This window comes from Abiotrophia sp. HMSC24B09 (assembly GCF_001815865.1).
Lineage (GTDB): Bacteria > Bacillota > Bacilli > Lactobacillales > Aerococcaceae > Abiotrophia.
In genome coordinates, this window is record NZ_KV822195.1 from 348294 (window position 1) to 368975 (window position 20682).

General features: G+C 43.9%; 19 protein-coding genes. All 19 read left to right on the forward strand.

Annotated elements, in window-relative coordinates:
- The first annotated feature begins 17 nt into the window (after nt 1-17).
- The 19 genes from rpsP to nth all read left to right on the forward strand — a co-directional run bounded on the left by rpsP (nt 18) and on the right by nth (nt 20583).
- Complete coding sequence (gene rpsP / locus HMPREF3093_RS02780) at nt 18-281, forward strand: 30S ribosomal protein S16 (protein WP_023390741.1); 264 nt, start codon at nt 18-20, stop codon at nt 279-281.
- Nucleotides 282-316: 35 nt separating this feature from the next.
- The gene (locus HMPREF3093_RS02785) at nt 317-580 is read left to right on the forward strand and encodes a KH domain-containing protein (RefSeq protein ID WP_023390740.1); all 264 of its coding nucleotides are present in this window, start codon (nt 317-319) and stop codon (nt 578-580) included.
- A 47-nt stretch (nt 581-627) separates the two neighbouring features.
- Nucleotides 628-1590, forward strand: a complete 963-nt coding sequence (locus HMPREF3093_RS02790) for a hypothetical protein (RefSeq protein ID WP_070755497.1) — start codon at nt 628-630, stop codon at nt 1588-1590.
- A 413-nt stretch (nt 1591-2003) separates the two neighbouring features.
- Nucleotides 2004-3014, forward strand: a complete 1011-nt coding sequence (locus HMPREF3093_RS02795; RefSeq protein WP_070755498.1) for a hypothetical protein — start codon at nt 2004-2006, stop codon at nt 3012-3014.
- Nucleotides 3015-3122: 108 nt separating this feature from the next.
- Nucleotides 3123-4100, forward strand: coding sequence for a hypothetical protein (locus HMPREF3093_RS02800; protein WP_070755499.1), 978 nt, complete (start codon nt 3123-3125; stop codon nt 4098-4100).
- A 72-nt stretch (nt 4101-4172) separates the two neighbouring features.
- Nucleotides 4173-5162: a hypothetical protein gene (locus HMPREF3093_RS02805; protein ID WP_070755500.1), complete on the forward strand. Its 990-nt coding sequence runs from the start codon at nt 4173-4175 to the stop codon at nt 5160-5162.
- Nucleotides 5163-5242: 80 nt separating this feature from the next.
- Nucleotides 5243-5776, forward strand: a complete 534-nt coding sequence (rimM, locus tag HMPREF3093_RS02810) for a ribosome maturation factor RimM (protein ID WP_070755501.1) — start codon at nt 5243-5245, stop codon at nt 5774-5776.
- On the forward strand, nt 5766-6497 hold the full coding sequence (gene trmD, locus HMPREF3093_RS02815; RefSeq protein WP_070755502.1) for a tRNA (guanosine(37)-N1)-methyltransferase TrmD: 732 nt from the start codon (nt 5766-5768) through the stop codon (nt 6495-6497). The genes rimM and trmD overlap by 11 nt, the downstream gene beginning before the upstream one ends.
- 122 nt (nt 6498-6619) lie before the next feature.
- Nucleotides 6620-6967, forward strand: a complete 348-nt coding sequence (gene rplS / locus HMPREF3093_RS02820; RefSeq protein WP_070755503.1) for a 50S ribosomal protein L19 — start codon at nt 6620-6622, stop codon at nt 6965-6967.
- Nucleotides 6968-7782: 815 nt separating this feature from the next.
- Entirely contained in the window at nt 7783-9555 is a 1773-nt protein-coding gene (locus HMPREF3093_RS02825; RefSeq protein WP_143227636.1) for a DUF4118 domain-containing protein, read from the forward strand.
- A gap of 189 nt (nt 9556-9744) precedes the next feature.
- On the forward strand, nt 9745-10500 hold the full coding sequence (locus tag HMPREF3093_RS02830; protein WP_143227637.1) for a hypothetical protein: 756 nt from the start codon (nt 9745-9747) through the stop codon (nt 10498-10500).
- A 12-nt stretch (nt 10501-10512) separates the two neighbouring features.
- Nucleotides 10513-12345 (forward strand): DUF2194 domain-containing protein, encoded by a 1833-nt coding sequence (locus tag HMPREF3093_RS02835; RefSeq protein ID WP_070755506.1) that lies wholly within the window; start codon nt 10513-10515, stop codon nt 12343-12345.
- A 2-nt stretch (nt 12346-12347) separates the two neighbouring features.
- Complete coding sequence (gene pelF, locus HMPREF3093_RS02840) at nt 12348-13754, forward strand: GT4 family glycosyltransferase PelF (protein WP_070755507.1); 1407 nt, start codon at nt 12348-12350, stop codon at nt 13752-13754.
- Nucleotides 13754-15226, forward strand: coding sequence for an exopolysaccharide Pel transporter PelG (gene pelG / locus HMPREF3093_RS02845; protein WP_070755508.1), 1473 nt, complete (start codon nt 13754-13756; stop codon nt 15224-15226). Before pelF ends, pelG begins: the two co-directional genes overlap by 1 nt.
- A complete protein-coding gene (locus tag HMPREF3093_RS02850; protein WP_070755509.1) occupies nt 15207-16964 on the forward strand; it encodes a CotH kinase family protein in 1758 nt (585 codons plus the stop codon). Before pelG ends, HMPREF3093_RS02850 begins: the two co-directional genes overlap by 20 nt.
- The gene (locus tag HMPREF3093_RS02855; RefSeq protein ID WP_083316246.1) at nt 16954-17751 is read left to right on the forward strand and encodes a polyphosphate polymerase domain-containing protein; all 798 of its coding nucleotides are present in this window, start codon (nt 16954-16956) and stop codon (nt 17749-17751) included. Before HMPREF3093_RS02850 ends, HMPREF3093_RS02855 begins: the two co-directional genes overlap by 11 nt.
- 26 nt (nt 17752-17777) lie before the next feature.
- Nucleotides 17778-18461, forward strand: coding sequence for a DUF4956 domain-containing protein (locus HMPREF3093_RS02860; RefSeq protein WP_070755510.1), 684 nt, complete (start codon nt 17778-17780; stop codon nt 18459-18461).
- Nucleotides 18462-18493: 32 nt separating this feature from the next.
- Nucleotides 18494-19870, forward strand: a complete 1377-nt coding sequence (locus HMPREF3093_RS02865; RefSeq protein ID WP_070755511.1) for a DUF4832 domain-containing protein — start codon at nt 18494-18496, stop codon at nt 19868-19870.
- 80 nt (nt 19871-19950) lie between these two features.
- Nucleotides 19951-20583 (forward strand): endonuclease III, encoded by a 633-nt coding sequence (nth, locus tag HMPREF3093_RS02870; protein ID WP_023390722.1) that lies wholly within the window; start codon nt 19951-19953, stop codon nt 20581-20583.
- Nucleotides 20584-20682: the final 99 nt, after the last annotated feature.

Genomic DNA, 20682 nt, shown 5'->3' on the forward strand with positions numbered 1-20682 from the left:
TGAGGAGGTGAATTAACATGGCAGTTAAAATTCGTTTGAAACGTATGGGTTCTAAGAAAGCACCTTTCTACCGTATCGTTGTTGCTGACTCACGTTCTCCACGTGATGGTCGTATCATCGAGAAAATCGGTCACTACAACCCATTAACTAACCCAGCTACTTTAGAAGTTGAAGAAGAACTCGCATTGAAATGGTTATCAAATGGTGCGCAACCATCTGACACCGTGCGTAACCTCTTGTCTTCAAAAGGCATCATGAAGAAATTCCACGAAAGCAAATAGTCTCGAGCAGTGTTCTAGATAAAGGATGATGAGATATGGTAAATATTGAAGCATTAATTACTGCAATCGTGAAGCCGCTCTTGGACCACCCAGAAGATTTTGGTGTGGAACAAGTAGAGACCGATGACTTCATGGAGTATCATTTGCACTTGAATCCGCAAGATGTAGGTCGTGTGATTGGTAAGAAGGGCCGTGTAGCCCGCGCCATCCGGACTATCGTCTACAGCGTTAAGACTCGTGGTCGCAAGCGGTCACGCATTGTCATTGCTGACCATGCGGAAGAAAGTTCAGCAGAATAATCAAGCGCCCTTAGGGGCGTTTTTCTATATTCATTAGGAGGAAATCGGTGAAGAAAGAAGAAAGAAAAAAGCTTAAAGAAGTATTTGGTTGGCGGACATGGGCCGGTAGTGGCCTCTTGCTGTTCTTATTAATTTTTACGTCCTTTGCTTATCTGGCCCTCCTTGCGACCCAACCCCAAGCCCTTTTGGCAGGCCAGGAACCTTTCCCAGAAAGTTCGAGCAAGCATGTAGTGGTAGAAGCAGAGTCGATTTTTCTCTTGGCCGAGGAGGATAATGTGGCCATCTACCTTGTCTCAGCCGCTAAGGTAACAGATAAGCCTTACCTAGTCTTGGTCGCTAGCAAAGATGATCCGGATATCGCCGCTGCTCGCCTCAAGACCTATGGCGCGCTGATCAATGAACCTGCAAAGCTAATTGGGGAAGTGGATAAGAGTGACGCGGCCAAGAAGCTTTTAGATACGATGGCAGGTAATAGTGGAACGGGCCTTCCATTCCGTGATCAGCTATGGACGGAATATCTGGTCAACATGAAAGAATATCGTCAGTCACAAAGGACCATCCATTGGCTAGCTTATGGTTTTACATCAGCCACTGTCTTGTGTATCTTATGGGGCTTGTTCAATCGCTACCGTCGACATCAGTTCTATGGCCGTCTCTATGAACGTTTTCCTGAGCTCAAGGGCCAGCTTGGCCACTTGCAAGCAGCCAGTGATTATGCAGATGACTATCGTGGCCTCTACCTCTACAAAGACACTTTGATTTGCTTGGGGCTGCGCATGGCGGTTCTGCCTATCAACGAGCTAGTCGCTTTGACCTTGAATAAGATCGTTTCGCATGGTCGTTACGGGGCAAAACAAGTTAACTACTTCTTCCGAGCGCGAGATATGAAGGGGCAATTCCATACCTTTAGATCCTACCATGGTCGTAAGAAAACTCTGGCGGAAGACTTGGAGACCTACCTAGTTGTGATAGGGCAAGGCTATCCTGATTTGAAAATCACTTCTAAATAAGCTTAAGACGCCTTTGGGGCGTCTTTTTTAGTAGGGGAGGATGTCTCAGAGCCTTTCTTTATTAAGCTCGGAGCTTTCATTAAGGGATATTCCTTAGGAATTCAAAAAAATTGAAAATAGCTGTACAAACGACTGAAAAGGGTTTATAATATAGCTATACTAAGGTAGTAAGGAAAAGAGTTATGATGATGAAATCAATGCCTTTACTTACTTTGTAGATCAACACTACCCTAATATTCTAGTGGGTGCTGATCATGCACCAGAATACCAAGCATTGAAAAATGCTGCAGGTTTTTAATAAGCCCTCACCGGGAGAGTCAGCCTTAGGGCTGGCTCTTTTTTGCCTATAATGGCTTCACACTGACTTCTAAAAAGGGTATAATGAATTTATCATTTAAGAAAGAAGGTAAGTTATGAAACGTAATAATCTACGCAATGTTTGGCCTTATTTAATTTTTGCCATGATTTGCGCGGCTCTAGGTGGCTTCCTCTTCTATAAGAGTCAGAATTCAAGTGCGGACCAGTTTGTAGAACAGGGTCTGGTCTATCCTAAGACGGAAGCTCTGACAGGGCATACCGCAGTAACAATTAAAGATATTATGTATGTTTTTGATATTACGATTGAACGCAAAAAAAATGGCGTAGTGACTTCCACGGACACTAACACAGGCTTGGCAGCTTTTTTAGTTTATGATGGAGAACACACTTACCCAGTTGTACTCCATGAAAAATCTGATGCCGTGAATGCATTGAAAGAACGCCTTAAAGCTGGCCAACTAGAATCGAATCCTGTTAAAGTAGTGGCCTATGCTCAAAAAGGGAAGAATGAATTAGAAATAGCGGGAGAGGTAATTAAGGATGCTGAGGTGTCAGCTGATCTCAAATCAGTCTTTGATGATACTGCTCTCTTAAATGTGGCTGAAGCTGAAAACCGCCTCAAGATCATGCATTTCGTTAGCTACGCCTTAGGCGCAGCGGTGCTATTATTGCTACTTACCGCTCTCTGGAAATATTGGCAAAACACCAAGTTCTACAATACCTTGTATGATTACTTTCCAGAATTAGCGCAAGACCTAGATAAATTAGTGACCGACAGTGATTTCCATAGCCCTGAGTTAGGTCTCTATGTCTACAAGAATCACTTGGTAGTGATTGGGGCTAATGATCGCATCATCGACTTGACCCAAATCATCTATACTTATGCAGTCCGTCAAACCAATAATTCAGTGGTTACCTTCCAAGTTCACCTGCATAATAATCAATTCCGTCGCCTTGTGGTCAAACCGCGTCGCTATCAAAGAGACTTCACACAAGCCATGTTAGATCGTCTCATGCTCTACTTGCAAGAGGCTTATCCATCTATGTTGGTAGGCGTTCAACATGCGACCGATTATAAAGAATTAAAACGTCAAGCACGTGGCTAAGCCATAAGTGACTAAGCAAAGGACTGGGGTAACCTGGTCCTTTTTATAGTAGTGATAAGAATGATAATCTTGTATAATAGACATAGCAGCGATGGAAGGAGACAAACTATGAAAAAATATAAGTTAATGAAGATTCTACCTTATTTGCTCGTAGCGGCTATCTGCCTCGTAATCGGAGGCGGCCTTGCTTTTATCAGCCAAGGGACGAGCGCTAATAGTCTCCGTGCCCAAGGTTTGGTCTATCCCAATGTCTCTAGAGTCAGCCGTCTGTCTGCTGTCCCAGTAACCAAAATTACTTATGTTTCTGCCGTTAGCAATGTGGTAAAGGAGCGAGGTAAGATTGTCTATCGCGATGATAAGACCGGAATGAGTCTTTTCCTAGTTAGTGATGGGGGACTGGATATCCCAATTATGTTCCGAGATGACTCTTCACTTCTTCCTATGCTCACAGAAAAAAGCGATCAGGGGCAACTCGCGAATGAACCCTATTATGTCATGGCCATGGTGGATGACAGTGACAAGAGCAAAGAATTTCTACAATCAATCGAAAGCTATGTCACCAATAAGACGGGCCAACGCGTCTTTATAAGTGGGACCTTACTTAATCAAGACAAGGCGGAAACCTACATTCAATCCATGAAGCTAGTCAGCTATATCTTTTTTGCTTTAGCGCTGGCGGTATTGGGTTTCACAGCCTATTGCTATAGTGCTATGCGACGTTTTTGGAGCCAAGTTTACCAAGCCTTGCCAGAGCTAGCAGAGGACCAGGATTTGCTAGTGAGTCAGAGCCAGTTCAAGTCTAAGCAACTGGGACTCTATCTCTACCGGGACTATCTTATTGTATTAGGCGCCAAAGAACGCTTGATTGACCTTAGCACGGTATTGGGTTTAAATCTGAACAATGAAAGCAACAATGGCCGTTTGAAGAGCCGGCTAATCCTCTATTATGACCGAGATCAGTTTGAAACAGTTAAACTTCGCCCCTATCCAGAGAAGGAGGCGCGTGCCTTCCTAGAAGGTCTGATGGCCTATCTTGAAAAACACTATCCTCATATCCTGCTAGCTGATGAGCGTTTAGCTATCTAGGAGTTGGCTAGACAAGGAAAAGGCAGTTGGTTATAATAAAGTAACGATTAATAACTAGAAAGAAGGAATTCTATGAAACCCAACTTTAAGCGTGGCGTGATCAGTCTTGTGATTTATGGTTTGTTGCTTTTAAGTGCGGCTGGCTTCTTCCAATATGTGGCGACCCAATCAACACCGGAGAAGTTAGCTAGTCAGGGGTATGTTTATCCTAAAACGCGTGCAACCACTAAAAGTGGCAAGACCACCTTCGCAGTAAAAGCTATTTACAGAATTGAAGATACTAAGTACGAAAAAGAACAAACCTTTGTCATGGCCGATGATAAGAGCCTTCTGGTGACTGAGTCAAAGCCAGATTTAGCCATTATTAAAAAACTAGAAGAAGCGCAAGAAAAGGGCACCTTAGCAACCAATCCGATTACGATTATGGGGGAAGTCGAGGAGCTCAGTAGCATTTCCTTCCAAAACACTAGAAAATCTCTAGAAAAGCAAGAGCCTGGAGTGACAGACAATAAGGAATTTGAGATTAAGAAACTCAACCTAACAAGTGTTGCTAATGTTGAAAGTACTGGTACCATTATGACTGCAGGGACTGCCTTAGTAGGCTTAGGTTTCCTAGCCTATGCTGTCTTCCGTTATCTAGATAATAAACGCTTCTACGAACAACTTTTAGTAACCTTCCCTGAGCTAGGTCAAGATGAACAAGCCTTACGTAAGGGTGCGACCTACTACGAGAAGCATTTGGGCGTCTATGTCTATAAGGATCAATTGATTGTCATGGGGCGTAAGAATGCCATTGTGGACTTGCGTGACATTATCTATAGCTATGTCTACAAGGAAACCAGACGCTTTAACCTCTACAAGTCCGTCAAGTTTGTGGTCTATCTCCATACCAAAGACTTCAAACGCTTAGCCGTCTTCCCAGCCAAACACACAGTTAAAGATACTGAAGCCAAGTTAAATCGACTCATGGAATATCTGGATGCAAGCTATCCTCAAATGCTAGTCGGATTTGACCATAAGGACGAATATATGGCCCTCAAACAAGCAGCGGGTCGTCCTTAAGACAACTAGAATCAGGCTCCCTTTCATGGTATACTGAAAGGGTAGGCCTGATTTTTATTAGGCATAAAAGGAGGACAAGTATGACTTATTATCGTGTAGCCCGTATTGTGAATACCTTCGGGATTCGGGGGCAACTCAAATTAATTGCCGATACTGACTTTCCAGAGGAGCGCTTTGCAAGTGGCAAGACCCTCTATATTCTCAAGGATTTGAATTCCCAACCGCTAGCCAGTGTTCAAGTCGCCAAGGCCGCTATCCATAAGGGGACTTGGCTCATTAGTTTTGTTGGTTACGACAATATTAACCAGGTCGAAGGCTTCAAATGCTGCTGGCTGGCCATCGATGAGAGTGAGCAGGAGGAGCTAGAAGAGGACAGCTACTACCATCATCAGCTCTTGGGCTTGGAGGTTGTCACCCTAGAAGGCAAGCCCCTTGGGAAGATTAAAGAAATTCTTCAGCTAGGTTCTAATGATGTCTTTGTGGTTCAACGTAATATTCCCAAGGCCAAAGACGCCTTAATTCCTTTTATTGGCGATGTGGTCAAAACCGTTGACCTAGAGGCCGGACAGGTTAAGGTTGAACTAATGGAAGGGCTGATTGACGATGAAGCTTGATGTCTTGACCCTCTTCCCTGAGATGTTTGAGCCCATGCATCATTCTCTGATGGGGCAAGCTCAAGCCAAGGGGCTGATTGACTTCCAGACCCATAACTTCCGAGACTTTGCGGTCAATAAGCATGGCCATGTGGATGATTATCCCTTTGGCGGTGGGGCAGGCATGTTGCTGCGGGTGGATCCCATTGTTCATATGTTAGAACATATCGCGCCCAAGGAAAATGCCCGCATTATCCTGATGGATCCAACCGGGGTGCCATTTAGTCAGAGTTTGGCCCAGGAATGGTCTCAGGCGGAGCAGTTGGTCTTTATTTGTGGCCACTACGAGGGCTTTGACGAGCGGGTGCGGTCTTTTGTAACCGATGAAGTTTCACTGGGGGACTATGTCTTAACCAATGGGGAACTGCCGGCCATGATTATGATCGATGCTACCGTACGCCTGATTCCTGAGGTCTTAGGAAATGCGGAGTCTATTGTGGGCGAGTCCCACCAACGGTCACTCTTAGAGCATCCTCAATATACCCGACCACGAGATTTTCGTGGCATGGAGGTGCCAGAGGTACTCTTCAGTGGCCATCATGATAAGATTCGCCAGTGGCAGGGTAAAGAAGCTATCCGGCGGACTTTGGAGCGTCGTCCGGACTTACTTGAACAGGCCGATTTGTCCAAAGAAGAGCGCAAGTGGCTAGCTGAAATTCAAGCCGAAAAAAATGCCAATTAGGCTTTACAAATAGGCAGAGTTTGGTATAATACTAGAAGTGGTGAAAAACCGCAGATATCACAATATTCCGCTGGCTACGCCCTAGGGCTAGTTATGAGTGTTAGTCGAGAGGAGAAAAAAACATGAGTAAAGTGATTGAAAAAATTACCTCAGCTCAATTACGTAGCGATATTCCTGAGTTCCGCCCTGGTGACACTGTACGTGTACACGCTAAGGTTGTCGAAGGTTCACGCGAACGTATCCAAATCTTCGAAGGGTTAGTAATCAAGCGTCGCGGTGCTGGCATCAGCGAAACTTACACAGTTCGTAAAATTTCGAACGGTATAGGGGTTGAACGTACTTTCCCAGTACACACTCCACGTGTTGCTAAAATCGAAGTTGTTCGTAAAGGTCGCGTACGTCGTGCTAAGCTCTACTACATCCGTGCCTTGTCTGGTAAGGCTGCACGTATCAAAGAAAGAGGCCGCTAATATACCGAAACAGGTAAAGAACCATCAATCGTCTTTGGACGGTTGGGGTTCTTTTTTTGCATGTAAGGGAAAGTTTGTGAATTTATAGTGTGTCATTATTGTTTTAGGTGGGTGATTAAACAAACATTATCAGTATTATCAATGTATCTTCAAAATATTTGTGATTCTATCTTTTATCTGACTTCAAAAGTTCTTGTGAATACTTAGGATGGTTGACGGAAAATACTAGAAGAATTTGTCTTAATTTTAAGGTCATGAAGCCCTTGGATAGATAGCCTAGAATCTTGTAAAGGATAGTTTTAATTTAGAATTCTCACTTATTAAGAAGACAAAAGTAATATAAGTGCTTTCATCAAGTTATTGTCTTATATAAGCGCGCTATAATTTTATCTAAATAGACGAGTATTGGAAAATTTTGTCTATTTATACTTGACCAAAGTTTTTGTCAAAATATCCTAAATAGGATTTCTTTTAATTTTGGAGAAAAAAGGGGCCAGGTCGGAAATTGTGAGGGAAAGACCAAAAAACCATCGACTTATGTTACAGAATCATTACGATTTGGTAACAGCATTCTAGCAAAATGAGATAACCTTTGACCTAGATTTGTATAGTGTTATAATAGTGCCAATCTTAAGGGAGTAGTGGCAAAAAGGGTTATATATACTAATTTGGAGTTTTATTTTGAAATTCCTTGGCAACTTCAGAAATTTCATTTCTATTTCTATCTTAAATTATTAGACATTTTCTAGGGCATTAAAAATGAGGGCAAACTACTTTTACTAGGCAAGAAATATAATTGGGGGTAAACAATAACTATGAATATACTTGTAACAGGGAACACAAGTTACCTGACGCGAGAATTTATCCAAGAAGCTTTTCCGGAAGGGCGTGTAATTATTCTTGGACCCTGCGACTTGAAGACATCTTATCGGCAAGGTGTAACGGTCTTATCCATGGAGCAAAGAGATTGGGCCTTAGAAGAGGTTTGCGAAATGTATGAGATTAACCAAGTGGTTTTCTTCTCTAATTTTCTTACGCTTCGGTCACAGGAAGTTGGCGAAGGGGAGGCACTTCAGCAACTCCTTACGGCTTGTCAGAGCTATCGCATCAGTCGCTTTTGCTATTTGTCTGGACCGCAGTCAGGCTATCAAAATCAACAGCTAGAAACACAACTGGCACAAAGCTACGAGCAACTTTGCCTCTATGAAGGAAAAGAGCATGGCATGTCAATCAAGGTAATTCGTTTACCATATCTCTATTCAGATCAGACTTTACCGCCTTACATCGATCAGATATTCAGCCAGTGGGCGGCTGGAAAAGCAGCGCGTTTCAAGGAGAATCGTGACAGTGACTTTTTCTTCTTACAGATGGATGATTTAGGTCGCTTACTTTATAAAGTCTTGGACGATTGGACTGATGAGTCAGAGCTATTGATTGTACCTAATACTTTCAAACTGACATATCAAGATTTGGCTCTTACTATGTATCAGTTTCAACCAGATGCTTCCATTAGTTTTACTAAAGGAAAGCTTCAACAAGTAGAGCAGACCGATTCTATGAGTGCTTCACTCCGAACACGTTATGGATGGTTTCCTCAATTCAATCCTTTAGAGGATTGGCAAACTATCTTAAAAGAGCGTTACCTGGGTCAAGGAAAGTCATCTTTGCTCGGATGGTGGCAAGACTTGAAGAGCTGGATGGGGTTGCACCCAAGCCTAGTTCGGATTATCGAAGTATTTCTTCTCTTCCTATTATCAGAACTTGTCTCCCTTATCTTAAGAAATCAGCAACAATTCCGAGCAGTTGACGTTCGCTTGCTCTATATTGTCATCATGGCTATGACTGGAGGAATTGGGATGGGGCTCTTATCGGCTAGTTTATCGATTTTGGCCCTGCTCTATATTTATGTCACCTCTGGGAACAACTGGATTACACTCTTCTATGACCCGCTTAACTGGGTTCCTTTTGTTGTCTACCTAGTAACTGGTGCAATGGTTGGGCGTTTACGGGCTGAAACCTTGCATGATAAAGCAGTTTTATCGCGAGAGAACCAGCTGCTACGCGATAAAAGTCATCTAATTCGGCAACTCTATCGTGATATGCTACTTGATAAGGCCATGTTGAAAAAGCAAATTATGGGCTGTCGTGATTCCTATGGACGCCTATACAATTGGGTAGAACGACTGAACCAATCAACTCCGGAAGGAGTTCTTAAAGTGGCTCAAGAACTCTTGGTTGAATTAGTAGACCCATTGGCCTTGGTCTTCTATCAGGTATCAGGAACCAACCAACTAGCGCCTGTTCCTAATCTAAGTCAAGCACTGGCAAGTCCTCTGTTAGAAGGACCTTTAGGGCCATTAGCTGAGCCTTTGATGGCAGGTGAACTTTGGTTGAACCGGCAACTTGATCCTAGTTTGCCACATTACGTGGCGGGATTACGTTATCAGGACCAACTCGTTATTGTAATAGGTTTGTTAGAGCGTCAACTAGACCCCATGGATGTGGCGCAATATAATCAACTTCGTGTTATTTTTGGTTTAATTGAAATGTCACTCCAGCATGCATTGGAAATCACTAATAACCAATAAAATAAGGGGGATAAATCTATGCTACCGACTATGGTACTGCTTGTATTATTGTTAGGGCATATAATTTTTGCCTATATTCTCTATCGGCAGATGCTTGTCCGTAAAGTTTCAATTAATCCTATTTTGTGGATACCCATTCTCATACTTCCCTATTTGGGGCCTGTGGCGGTAACCATTTCCTATTGGTTGATGTCTAAGCAATCAAGAAGTCAGAAAATTGAAATAGACCAAGAGGATGTTTTAGAGCTAGAGGACCAAGTGTTAGAAGCAGAAGTCGAGGACGAAGACTCCGTTGATCTTCGAGCGTCTGAAGATGTCAGGCAGTGGGTACCGATTGAGGAGGCATTATTACTCAATGATTCGATTACTAAACGCGAATTGATGATGAGTATGCTTAAAGACCAACCAAGCAACGTAGTGGCTTTGTTACAAGAAGCACGAATGAATGAGGATGTTGAAGTGGTCCATTACGCAACGGTTATGTTAGCGGAATTACACAAAGACTATGACCTCAAAGTGCATCAACTTAAAGAAGAATTAGCTAAGCAACCTGATAATCTTGCCATTTTAGAAGAACTTTGTTTAGTTTTAGAGGATTATTTGATGTCTGGTTTAGTAGCTGGTAAATTTGCTGAGAGCTCTCGACATCAGTATATTGATTTATTACGACGAAAGGTGGCACTTAGTCACGAGCTTAACGACTATATCCGTTTAGGGAAGCAGTACTTAGCTTTAGGGGAAGAACAACGCGTGCGGCAAGTTCTAGAATACTGTCAGATTAATTGGCCAACAGATGAGTCTTACCGCATGTTTCAATTTCAAGCCTTAGTCGCTCAAGGGGATCGACTAGGCTTACAACAATTTTTTCAAGATATTGACACTTGTCGTGTGTATTTTTCACACCATAATCGTCAGGTCATTCATTTTTGGCGGCAACAAGTGTAGTAGGGGGACACTATGAAAGAATGGAAACAATTTCGGTATTGGGGGATTTTCTTAGTATTTATTGGTTTTCTGGGATTATCTGTAGCCTTATTTATTGAGCGGCAAGGGATAGGCTATCAAATTCCAGAACAAGCCTATACCTATCTTACAGGAGCAGTAGTGACTGCCGATCAGGCTCAGTCACAAGTACCAGTCAATACCCTTGTGGTAACGGACAGTCGTGACCCATCGAGTATGCTGGCTAAAGAACAGTTTCAACAAATTTTTAAGGATATGAAAGTAGGCTATAATTTAATTGATATAGCCACGGAATCTTTTCCTGATGTCAAGAGTTACGAGAAGGTTGTAATGCTTGTTTCGCAACTTGATGATTTAGACCAAGAATTAATTGCCCTACGTGATTGGGTTGAGTCGGGGGGCTATGTTCAATTTGCCCTAACACTTCAAAAATCCAGTCATCTGTCTCTAATCGAGCAAGCTTTGGGGATTAAACAATCACAAGCTGAGCATGGTCTTGTAGACAAGCTCTATATCGAACCGGACTTCATGATTGGAGGGGGACGTGAGTATATTATCGAAGAACCATTTGATTCTGCACTCAAAGTTGACTTGTCTGAAAAGGCCAAGGTTCACGTTAGTCGTAAGGAAGGTCCTGGTGTCTTGCCTTTAATTTGGGAACATGCCTATGGCAAGGGCAAGTTTGTCATCGATAACTTTGGTATCTATAACAAGGTAACTCGGGGACTCTATGCAGCTTCCTATAACCTTTTGGGTAAGGTGGCTAGTTATCCTGTTATTAATGGTTCGGTCTTCTACTTAGATGATTTCCCTGCGCCAGTTCCAAGTGGTGATGGCAAGTATGTTAAACGGGACTATAACCTCAATGTTGCTGATTTCTATACCAATATTTGGTGGGTAGATATGCTGAGTTTTGTCGATAAGTATGGGATTAAATATACCGGAGCAACCATTGAAAACTATGAAGATGACACATCAGGGAATGTTCACGGCCAAGATGATATTTCTCGTTTCGTTTATTTTGGTAATATGCTCCTAAGATCAGGTGGAGAAATTGGCTACCATGGTTATAATCACCAGCCTTTATCTCCTAAGTCTCTGGACTATAAAGGTGTATATTCTTATCATACCTGGGAAGAATCGGCTATGGTATCAGCGATGAAAGAGTTAGTGCGTTTTAACGAAGAACTTTTTCCTAATGTAGAGAAGTCAGTTTATGTACCACCTTCCAATGTTCTATCGGCGGAAGGGCGCAAGGTATTGGTGGAGGAAATTCCAGAAATTAAAACGATAGCTAGTAGCTATTTCCCTGGTGATTTCGCCTATGACCAAGAATTTGAGTGGGCGTCAGATGGCATGGTCGAGCAGCCACGGATTATTTCCGGTGGGATGCTAGACGATTTTATGCAGTTGGCTGCATTCTCTGAACTGAACATGCATTTTGTCAACAGTCACTTTATCCATCCAGATGATACCTTAGATGTGGACCGTGGAGCTGAGTTGGGTTGGGCTGTGCTTAAAAGTAACCTAGAGCACTACATTAGTTGGCTCAAGTCGTCTGCACCTGATTTAAGAGATTTGACAGGCTCCCAGCTATCAGGTGCTATACAACGCTATTCGGCCTTAGTTCCTAAGCAAGAACGTACAGCCACAGGAATAGAATGGACATTTGACCATTTCTATGATGAGGTTTACCTCTTTGTACGTATCAATGAAGGCCAAGTGGGAAGTCATGTAAATGGTGGTACTTTGACGCACTTAACAGGGAACCTCTATCTGCTGAAAGCAACGCAGGCCAAAGTAACCATGGACTGGAGTGAGGAATAAGGATGAGAATTTGTTTGATTTTAGAAGGAAGCTATCCTTATGTCCATGGTGGGGTCTCAACTTGGATGCATCAATACATCCAAAATATGCCTCAACACGAATTTGTACTCTGGGTGATTGGGGCTAAGGCTAAGGAAAAAGGCCAGTTCGTCTACCAAATGTTAGATAATGTGGTTGAAGTGCATGAAGTCTTCTTAGATGATGCCTTACAATTAGCGCCAAGTAAGCGACTCTTTGATTACCGTTTCAGCAAAGAAGAGTTAGACGCTCTCAGACAACTTATGGAAACTGGGCGTCCAGATTGGGAGGTTTTATGCCACCTCTATCAAGATAAGCAGCTGAATCCAGTTGATTTCTTGCAAAGTGAGAGTTTTCTGGAGATGATGGTGGATATGTGTCAGGAGCAGTATGCCTATAATGCCTTTGCAGAAGTATTCCACACCATTCGGTCTATGCTCTTACCGGTTTTCTATCTCCTAGGTCAAGAAGTACCACAGGCAGATGTCTATCATGCTATTTCGACAGGTTACAGTGGTATTCTGGCGCTGTTAGGGCAATATCGTTACGATCGACCAATTTTATTAACAGAGCATGGTATCTATACCCGTGAGCGAGAAGAGGAGATTATTCGCTCTAACTGGGTCTTGCCAAGTATGAAGGACCATTGGATTAAGTTTTTCTACATGCTGTCGGACATTATTTATAGCCGGGCTCAAATTATATCTAGCCTTTTCACCAAGGCTCGCCTAACCCAAATTGAGATAGGTTGTGATCCAGACCGTTGTCGGGTGGTAGAAAATGGGATTGATTTCCAACGCTTTTCTTCCGTACCGGCTAAAATTCCAGATGGACGAGTAGATATCGGAGCAGTCGTGCGTTTGGCTCCTATCAAGGACATTAAGACCATGCTTTATGCTTTCTACGAATTAAGTAACCGTCTTGATAATGTCCGCCTCCATATTATGGGGGGCGTGGACGATGAAGAATATGCTCAAGAATGCTATGACCTAGTTAAGCAAATGCAGTTGGATAATGTTATCTTCACTGGCCGGGTAGATATTGTAACTTATATGGAAAATCTCGATTTTACGATTCTGACCAGTATCTCGGAGGCCCAGCCCTTATCTGTCTTGGAGTCGTTAGCCTCAGGCCGTCCTTGTGTCACGACTGATGTGGGATGTTGCCGGGAATTATTGGAGGGTGGCCCAGGCGACGATTTGGGTTTAGCTGGTTATTGTGTTCCTCCTACTTATCAGAAAGGATTAGCCGATGCGATGGAACTCATGTGCCGGTCCCAAGAAGGACGATTAAAGATGGGGGCCATCGGCCGAGCACGCGTCGAGCGTTATTATCAATATGATCGGATGCTCAAGGGGTATCTAGCGATGTACGAGGAGGTGGAGGTCTAATGGCAGGGATTGGATTTGAATTAAGGAAAGTCTTTAACCAAAAGGGTCTCTTCTCTCGAGCTAAGGCATATGGCTATACTGGCGTAATCTACGCTGGTCCTATGATCCTAGGAGGGACTTTAATCTTTGGGATTTCCTATCTAGCAAATCGTGTGGGGCTTAATCGTGCTGATAGTAATTATTTGACTAGTATGATCACCTATGCTATTTTGTCGTCTTTGACAGTGAATTCATTTTTCTCTTACGCGGTGACTCGCTTCGCTTCTGATATGTTATATGAGGAAAAGGAAGCCTATCTTTTACCTTCTTTTTTGGGATCATCTGCAACTATGATTGGCTTAGGCGTTTTATTATATGGGCCATTCTTAATCCTATCAGGTGTGACAATAGTGCAATTAATTCTTAATCTCACCTTGTTTATGGAGTTGATTTTTGTCTGGAATGGGGTTCAATATTTGACTGCTTTGAAGGACTACAAGGCAATTTTACTAGCCTTTTTATCAGCTAGTCTTGTAACCTTTTTAGTAGGATGGTGCCTCCTATCATTTAAGTTGCCAGTTTTGACCTCTCTATTATTTAGCGTCTGTGTAGGTTACGGCCTCATGTTTTTGGGGATTGTTTATCTCTTGGCACGATATTTTCCTTTAGATTTAGGAATGCTAGATGAGTCTTTTCTCTTCTTGAAATGGATTGATAAGTTCTTTGATTTGGCCTTAATTGGCTTCTGTCTGCATATCGGAATTTTTGGGCATATTCTTGTGGTCTGGTTAGGGCCATGGGGAAGCCCAGTAAGGGGGCTTTTCTTTGCTTCTCAAGTCTATGATGTGCCGGTTCTGTTAGCCTTTTTGACCATACTGGTAACAACGATTAATTTTGCCTTGGCGACTGAGGTGCATTTCTATCCTAAGTATAAGCGTTACTATGGCTTATTTAACGAGAAGGGGACCTTGTCCGACATTAAAGAAGCAGAAGAAGAGATGTTGACAGTCATGATGCGTGAACTGATAGCACTGGCTTGGAAGCAGCTTTTTGTAACGATTCTAGCCATATCAGCAGGAAATGCACTCCTAGATGTCTTACCCTTGGGAATTAATGACCTCATGCGAGGTTATTTCCGTATTTTATGCGTAGGCTACGGGATTTATGCCATTGCCAACGTTATCTTGTCTATTTTGTTATACTTTACGGATTATAAGGGTGCTTTGATTGCTGCAGCGAGCTTCGCAATTGCATCGCCACTTCTAACGTTTGTATCTCAATACTTTAATCGTGCCTTTCTTGGATTTGGTTTTTTGGTGGCTGCTGCAATTTTCTTCCTAATTGCCTTATGGCGCCTAGATCGCTTCACCAAGAAATTAATGTACTATACACTGAGTGCACAACCTATGACACTTGTGGTGCACCATGGTTTCTTCAGCCGGCTTTACGACTATCTGAAAGGGGTGGGGTCTCGTGCCTCTCAAAAAACCTAAAGGAAGGTTACTGATTTTATGCCTTGTAACCACATGCTTTATAGCAGCATGCGGGCAAGAGGAGACCAGTAACCAGTCGCTCTCTAATCAAGAAAAGACGGTTGAATTTGCCGAAAACAATTACCATTTGCGCGATAAAGAGTTGCTCTACCAAGAAGATCCCCAATCAGTCAAAACGCTCTACCTAACGATTAAATCGGGAGATGCAGCGGAGAATACCAACCATACTTGGGAAGAGATTAATACCTACTCTGTTTATGATTATGAGAAATGGGGTGTTCCACGTTACCAAGTGGCTGCCCTCTTGCAAGCAGGTGACGATACAGGTCCCTTGGCTGGGGAATTGGGCTACAGTGAGACGGTGCCTAATGCCACTGTTCAGGTCCGGGGACAGACGTCTAGTCGTAATCAACAGAAAAACTATAAGATTAAGCTCAAAAGGAATAAGGGGAGCTGGCAGGGTCAGCGAACCATCAACCTCAATAAGCACCAGACAGATGGGCTACGTTTCCGTAACAAATTAGCCTATGACTTGATTCGGGGCATTCCTCAATTAATTGGCTTACGTACACAATTTGTTCATCTCTATGTCAAGGATGAAAATGGCTCTGAGCCTGATAAATTCGTGGATTATGGTCTCTATACCCAAGTCGAGCAGCTCAATGGTAGTGGCCTTAAGGCTCATGGTCTTGATAGTAATGCTCAGCTCTATAAGGTTAATTTCTTTGAATTCCTACTATATGAAGATACTATTAAGCTAGAAGACGATCCCGATTTTGATCGAGTTGCATTCGAGAAACTCTTAGAAATTAAGGGGGATCGTGACCATCATAAGCTAATTGAGATGCTTCAGGCAGTGAATGATTTAGATCGGCCCATTGATCAGACCTTAGATACTTATTTTGATCGAGAAAATTTGACCTACTGGTTGGCTTTTCAAATTCTCATTGGCAACACGGATACGCAGAGTCGAAATGTCTATCTCTACAGTCCGCAGAATAGCCAGCGCTGGTATTTCATTCCTTGGGACCATGACTCGGCCTTCTTCAAGAAAGAATATGAAATTGAGAAGTTTGCGGGTAAGACTTCCTGGGAGTCTGGCATCAGCAACTATTGGGGGAATCGTCTCTTCCAACGTGCGCTCAAGTCGGCCACTTTCCGTCAGGAGCTAGATGAGGCCATTCAAGATTTGAAAGGCAAGCTAAATCCAGATTACCTTAGCCAGGAAGTGGCTAAGTACCAAGAAACCGTCAAACCCTATGTTACCAAAGAGCCGGATAGCACCCACTTGGGATTGACTCCTAGTCAATATGATGAAGTAGCGGCAGCCATTCCTAAGGAAATTGAGAGCAACTATCAGGACTATCTAGATAGCCTTAAGAAGCCTATGCCATTCTTTATCGGGATACCTGAGAAGGACGAGAATGGCAAACTCAAGGTTCGTTGGGATGCGGCTTATGATTTGAATGGGCAAAAGATTACCTATAAGGTTGAGGTTGCTAAGGATTTCGAGTTTAAAGAAATCATCCACACGGAGGAAGGTATTACTTTGTCTGAAACGGTTTTGGATATGCCAGAAAAAGGACACTATTTTGCCCGTGTGACGGCTACTAATGAAGCTGGCGAGACACGCCATGCCTTCGACTACTATGTCACGGAAGTCGGTAAACACTTCGGCGTTAAGAGCTTCTTTATTCAGTCAAATGGGAAGATTAGTGAGGATGTTTATGAAGAATAAGCTATTAAGTCCCTTATGGGCCAAGTCTCAAAGCTTGACTTGGCAAGAAGACAGTCAAGCGCCAGGAGAGCCTTATCGGCATGAGAATAAGTATCTGATTTCCTATCATGATCAAGACAACTTGCGGCGCCGCCTGTCACCCGTTTTGGCCCTAGACAAGCATGTCAAGGGTGGTGGCTATACCATTCGGAGTCTCTATTTTGATGATTACTGGCAATCTGCCTACGAAGAAAAAGACGCAGGGGTTCTGATGCGGAAGAAGTATCGGATTCGTATTTACAATTATCAGGACCACTATATTCGGCTTGAACGCAAGAAGAAATTCGGCGCCTATATCTATAAGGAGAGTGCGCCTCTGACGCGGGCTCAGGTAGAGGATATCTTGCTGGGTAACTATGATTTTCTTAAGCACAGCCCGCATTCTCTAGCGCGTGAGTTCTATATCGAATGTGTGACCAATATGATGCGTCCGCGCGTCATTGTGGACTACGAACGAGAGCCTTGGATTCTGGATGCTGGAACGGTGCGGGTAACCTTCGATACAGACGTGCGTGCGGCGGTTGGTTCCTTTGATATTTTTGATGCTAAGTTGCCTAGCTTGCCAGTCTTACCACCTGACAAGTTGATTTTAGAAGTCAAATATACGGAACTTATGCCGCAAATCGTGCGTCAGTTGGTGCCGACTGGAGCCTTGGAATATACGGCAGTCTCTAAATATGTGCTCTGCTATGAAAAGACAGCCTATAAACATGGCTTCAATTATTGGTTCGACCATGAGCATTTCTAATGTGGTCGATGAAGGAGGAGTTTTGAATGAATACTAGCGTTCAAGACGTTATTAAACGATCATTTATCGAAACTCAGCGCTTTGCTGCTGAAAATTTGCCCAAGTTGATTGGCTCGCTCTTGCTGGCCTTTGTTATGGGCTGCATTATCTACTTTGTCTATCGGCGCTTTTATACTGGCGTGGTCTTCTCGCGTAGCTTCGCGGTGACGCTAGTTGGGATGACGGTGCTGACTTGTATGGTGACTTTGGCCATTTCGACCAACGTGGTCATTTCCTTGGGGATGGTCGGGGCCCTGTCCATCGTGCGTTATCGGACGGCGGTTAAGGATCCCATGGACTTGCTCTATCTCTTTTGGGCCATTACTTCGGGTATTACGCTAGGGGCCGGTATGTTTGTGCTGTCGGTCTGTGCAGCCTTGATTGTGATTCTGATGATTGTGGTCTTCTATTTCCGTCAGGAGACGGGCAAGGTCTACATTGCAGTCATTCACTATAAAGGCCTGGAAACAGGGGATGCCATTGTGCAAGCCTTTGGCAAGATGAAGTTCTTCATCAAGTCTCGCACCATGCGCAAAGACGGCAGTATCGAAGCTGCTATCGAAGTCTTCTGTAAGTCACAAAACGACTTCCTCTTCATGGAGAAAATCCAAGCCCTTGAGGACGTTGAAGATGTGACCTTAATTCAGTACAATGGCGAGTATCACGGCTAAGAGATGAATAGTAGTCGTCCAGGAGGGGAAAGATGCGTCAATATTACTTTAGCCGGCTTGTTTTAGCCTGTCTACTCACAGTCAGTCTAATCCAGCCCAATCGAGTGAATGCCCAAGACCAAGTCTTACGTCAGGCTAGCTTTGACTGGCAGGATCCTGAATCAGGGAACCCGCTCATGGGCTATGCCCTCCAAGCTGAAAAATCCCAAGTAGATTCGGATATTCAACTTCTTTACGTCGATGTGACTTGGAAAGAATTGGAACCCCAAAAGGGGAAATATAATTTTGAAGCCATTGAGAAGGCCAATCAGTTTGAGCGTTGGCGCAAAGAAGGCAAGCATTTGGTTTTGCGCTTTGTGCTAGATTTACCTGGCCAGGACCGGCATCAAGATATCCCGGATTGGCTCTACCAAGACATTAAGGGGGCTGGTGACTGGTATCACACCGATTATGGCCAAGGTTTTTCACCAGACTATAGTCAAGAAGCCCTGATTAAAGCCCATGACAAGGCGGTGGCTGCCATGGGCCAGCGTTGGGGGCAGGATGGCTTTGTCTCCTTCATTGAGTTGGGCAGTGTCGGCCACTGGGGCGAGTGGCATGTCAACTATGAGAAGGGACTCAAAAGGTTACCGTCTGAAGACATTCTGGAACGTTACGTGGTGCCTTGGCGCACGGCCTTTCCTAAGACTCAGATTCTCATGCGCCGGCCTTTCAAATGGGGTCAGACCTATCAATTAGGACTCTATAACGACATGGTTGGCGAAGAAATCAATACTAGCCAGTGGTTGGAGTGGATTCAAGCTGGTGGAGTTTACGACCAGACTCAAAACAAGAGCTTGCTTGCCATGCCACAGGCTTGGAAGACCCTTGCCATTGGCGGCGAAATGACCAGCGCCCATTCCATGGAAGACCTGATGGGGTCACGACTCCAGGAAGTCTTGAAGCATGTTAAAGCCTCACATATGACCTTTATTGGGCCAAAGGCGCCTAAAGCTGATTTAGGTCAGGCAGCCTATAAGCAAATTCTGAGTCAACTTGGTTATCAAATCTATGTCTCTCAGGCTCAGCTAGCGCAAAAAGGGCAAGAGCAGACTATGACCTTGACCTTTGAAAATAAAGGAGCAGCGCCTTTCTACTATGACTGGCCGCTATACCTCTATCTTCAAGATGGCCAGGGAAAAGAGCTTAAAAAGATTGAAGTGCCACTGACCTTGTCTCAGCTAGTGCCCGGGCGCCAAGAAACGGTGAGTGTGGCCTTAAATCTCTCGTCTCAAGAAAGTTCTCAGGCAGGGCATTATCAATACAGTCTAGGCATTGTGGACCCTATGACCGGCAAGGATGCCCTACGTTTGGCCATGCCGGGCTACGATGATCAGACGGGTCGGACGATTCTTTTTCCTGCCCAATAGGATTAAGCAAGTCGCTTGGCTGCGACTGATGCCTGAGCTATAATAGAGGGGTATTTGCTAGACTATCAGGAGGAAACGTCATGTCAGCCAAGATTACCATGCCCTTGGATAAAGCCAGGGTGATTGTCAAGAGAATCCAAGCCCTATATCCGGATGCCCACTGCGAACTCATCCATGACAATGTCTTTCAATTATTGATTGCGGTCATGTTGAGTGCTCAAGCCACTGACGTCTCAGTCAATAAGGTGACGCCGGCCTTGTTTGAACGCTTTCCCACACCGGAAGCCTTCTTGCAGGCTTCGCCTAAGGAAATAGAACCCTATATCCAGACCATTGGCCTATACCGCAACAAGGCCAAGTTTATCTATCAATGCTGCGAGCAGTTGATGCAACGTTATGGTGGGGAAGTACCTAGAACCCGCAAGGAGCTCATGGACTTGGCAGGGGTTGGTCGTAAGACTGCCAATGTAGTCTTGGCCGTAGGTTTTGGCATTCCGGCCTTGGCGGTAGATACCCATGTGGATCGGGTAGCCAAACGCTTAGGTTTTGTGCCAGCCAATGCCACACCTTTGGAGGTAGAAGAAGCCTTGATGGAAATTATCCCCAAGGAAGATTGGGCTCAGGCTCACCATGCTATTCTCTTTTTCGGCCGCTACTACAGTACCGCTAAGAATCCTAAGCCCATAGACTTTCTCTTTGAAGGCTTAGAATGATGAATGAAATAAGTAAAGACCCTGGCAGTTGGAAGTCCCTCTAACTGTCAGGGTCTTTTGGGTAAAAAAACTCCCATTATATCATATATGATATAATGG

Excerpts from the sequence above, each read along its gene's own strand:
- HMPREF3093_RS02785 (WP_023390740.1), top strand. The coding sequence starts at position 317 with ATGGTAAATATTGAAGCATTAATTACTGCAATCGTGAAGCCGCTCTTG.
- pelF (WP_070755507.1), top strand. The coding sequence starts at position 12,348 with ATGAGAATTTGTTTGATTTTAGAAGGAAGCTATCCTTATGTCCATGGT.
- HMPREF3093_RS02830 (WP_143227637.1), top strand. The coding sequence starts at position 9,745 with ATGTCTAAGCAATCAAGAAGTCAGAAAATTGAAATAGACCAAGAGGAT.
- HMPREF3093_RS02800 (WP_070755499.1), top strand. The coding sequence starts at position 3,123 with ATGAAAAAATATAAGTTAATGAAGATTCTACCTTATTTGCTCGTAGCG.
- trmD (WP_070755502.1), top strand. The coding sequence starts at position 5,766 with ATGAAGCTTGATGTCTTGACCCTCTTCCCTGAGATGTTTGAGCCCATG.
- nth (WP_023390722.1), top strand. The coding sequence starts at position 19,951 with ATGTCAGCCAAGATTACCATGCCCTTGGATAAAGCCAGGGTGATTGTC.
- HMPREF3093_RS02860 (WP_070755510.1), top strand. The coding sequence starts at position 17,778 with ATGAATACTAGCGTTCAAGACGTTATTAAACGATCATTTATCGAAACT.
- HMPREF3093_RS02855 (WP_083316246.1), top strand. The coding sequence starts at position 16,954 with ATGAAGAATAAGCTATTAAGTCCCTTATGGGCCAAGTCTCAAAGCTTG.
- pelG (WP_070755508.1), top strand. The coding sequence starts at position 13,754 with ATGGCAGGGATTGGATTTGAATTAAGGAAAGTCTTTAACCAAAAGGGT.
- HMPREF3093_RS02805 (WP_070755500.1), top strand. The coding sequence starts at position 4,173 with ATGAAACCCAACTTTAAGCGTGGCGTGATCAGTCTTGTGATTTATGGT.
- HMPREF3093_RS02825 (WP_143227636.1), top strand. The coding sequence starts at position 7,783 with ATGAATATACTTGTAACAGGGAACACAAGTTACCTGACGCGAGAATTT.
- rimM (WP_070755501.1), top strand. The coding sequence starts at position 5,243 with ATGACTTATTATCGTGTAGCCCGTATTGTGAATACCTTCGGGATTCGG.
- HMPREF3093_RS02835 (WP_070755506.1), top strand. The coding sequence starts at position 10,513 with ATGAAAGAATGGAAACAATTTCGGTATTGGGGGATTTTCTTAGTATTT.
- rplS (WP_070755503.1), top strand. The coding sequence starts at position 6,620 with ATGAGTAAAGTGATTGAAAAAATTACCTCAGCTCAATTACGTAGCGAT.
- rpsP (WP_023390741.1), top strand. The coding sequence starts at position 18 with ATGGCAGTTAAAATTCGTTTGAAACGTATGGGTTCTAAGAAAGCACCT.
- HMPREF3093_RS02865 (WP_070755511.1), top strand. The coding sequence starts at position 18,494 with ATGCGTCAATATTACTTTAGCCGGCTTGTTTTAGCCTGTCTACTCACA.
- HMPREF3093_RS02795 (WP_070755498.1), top strand. The coding sequence starts at position 2,004 with ATGAAACGTAATAATCTACGCAATGTTTGGCCTTATTTAATTTTTGCC.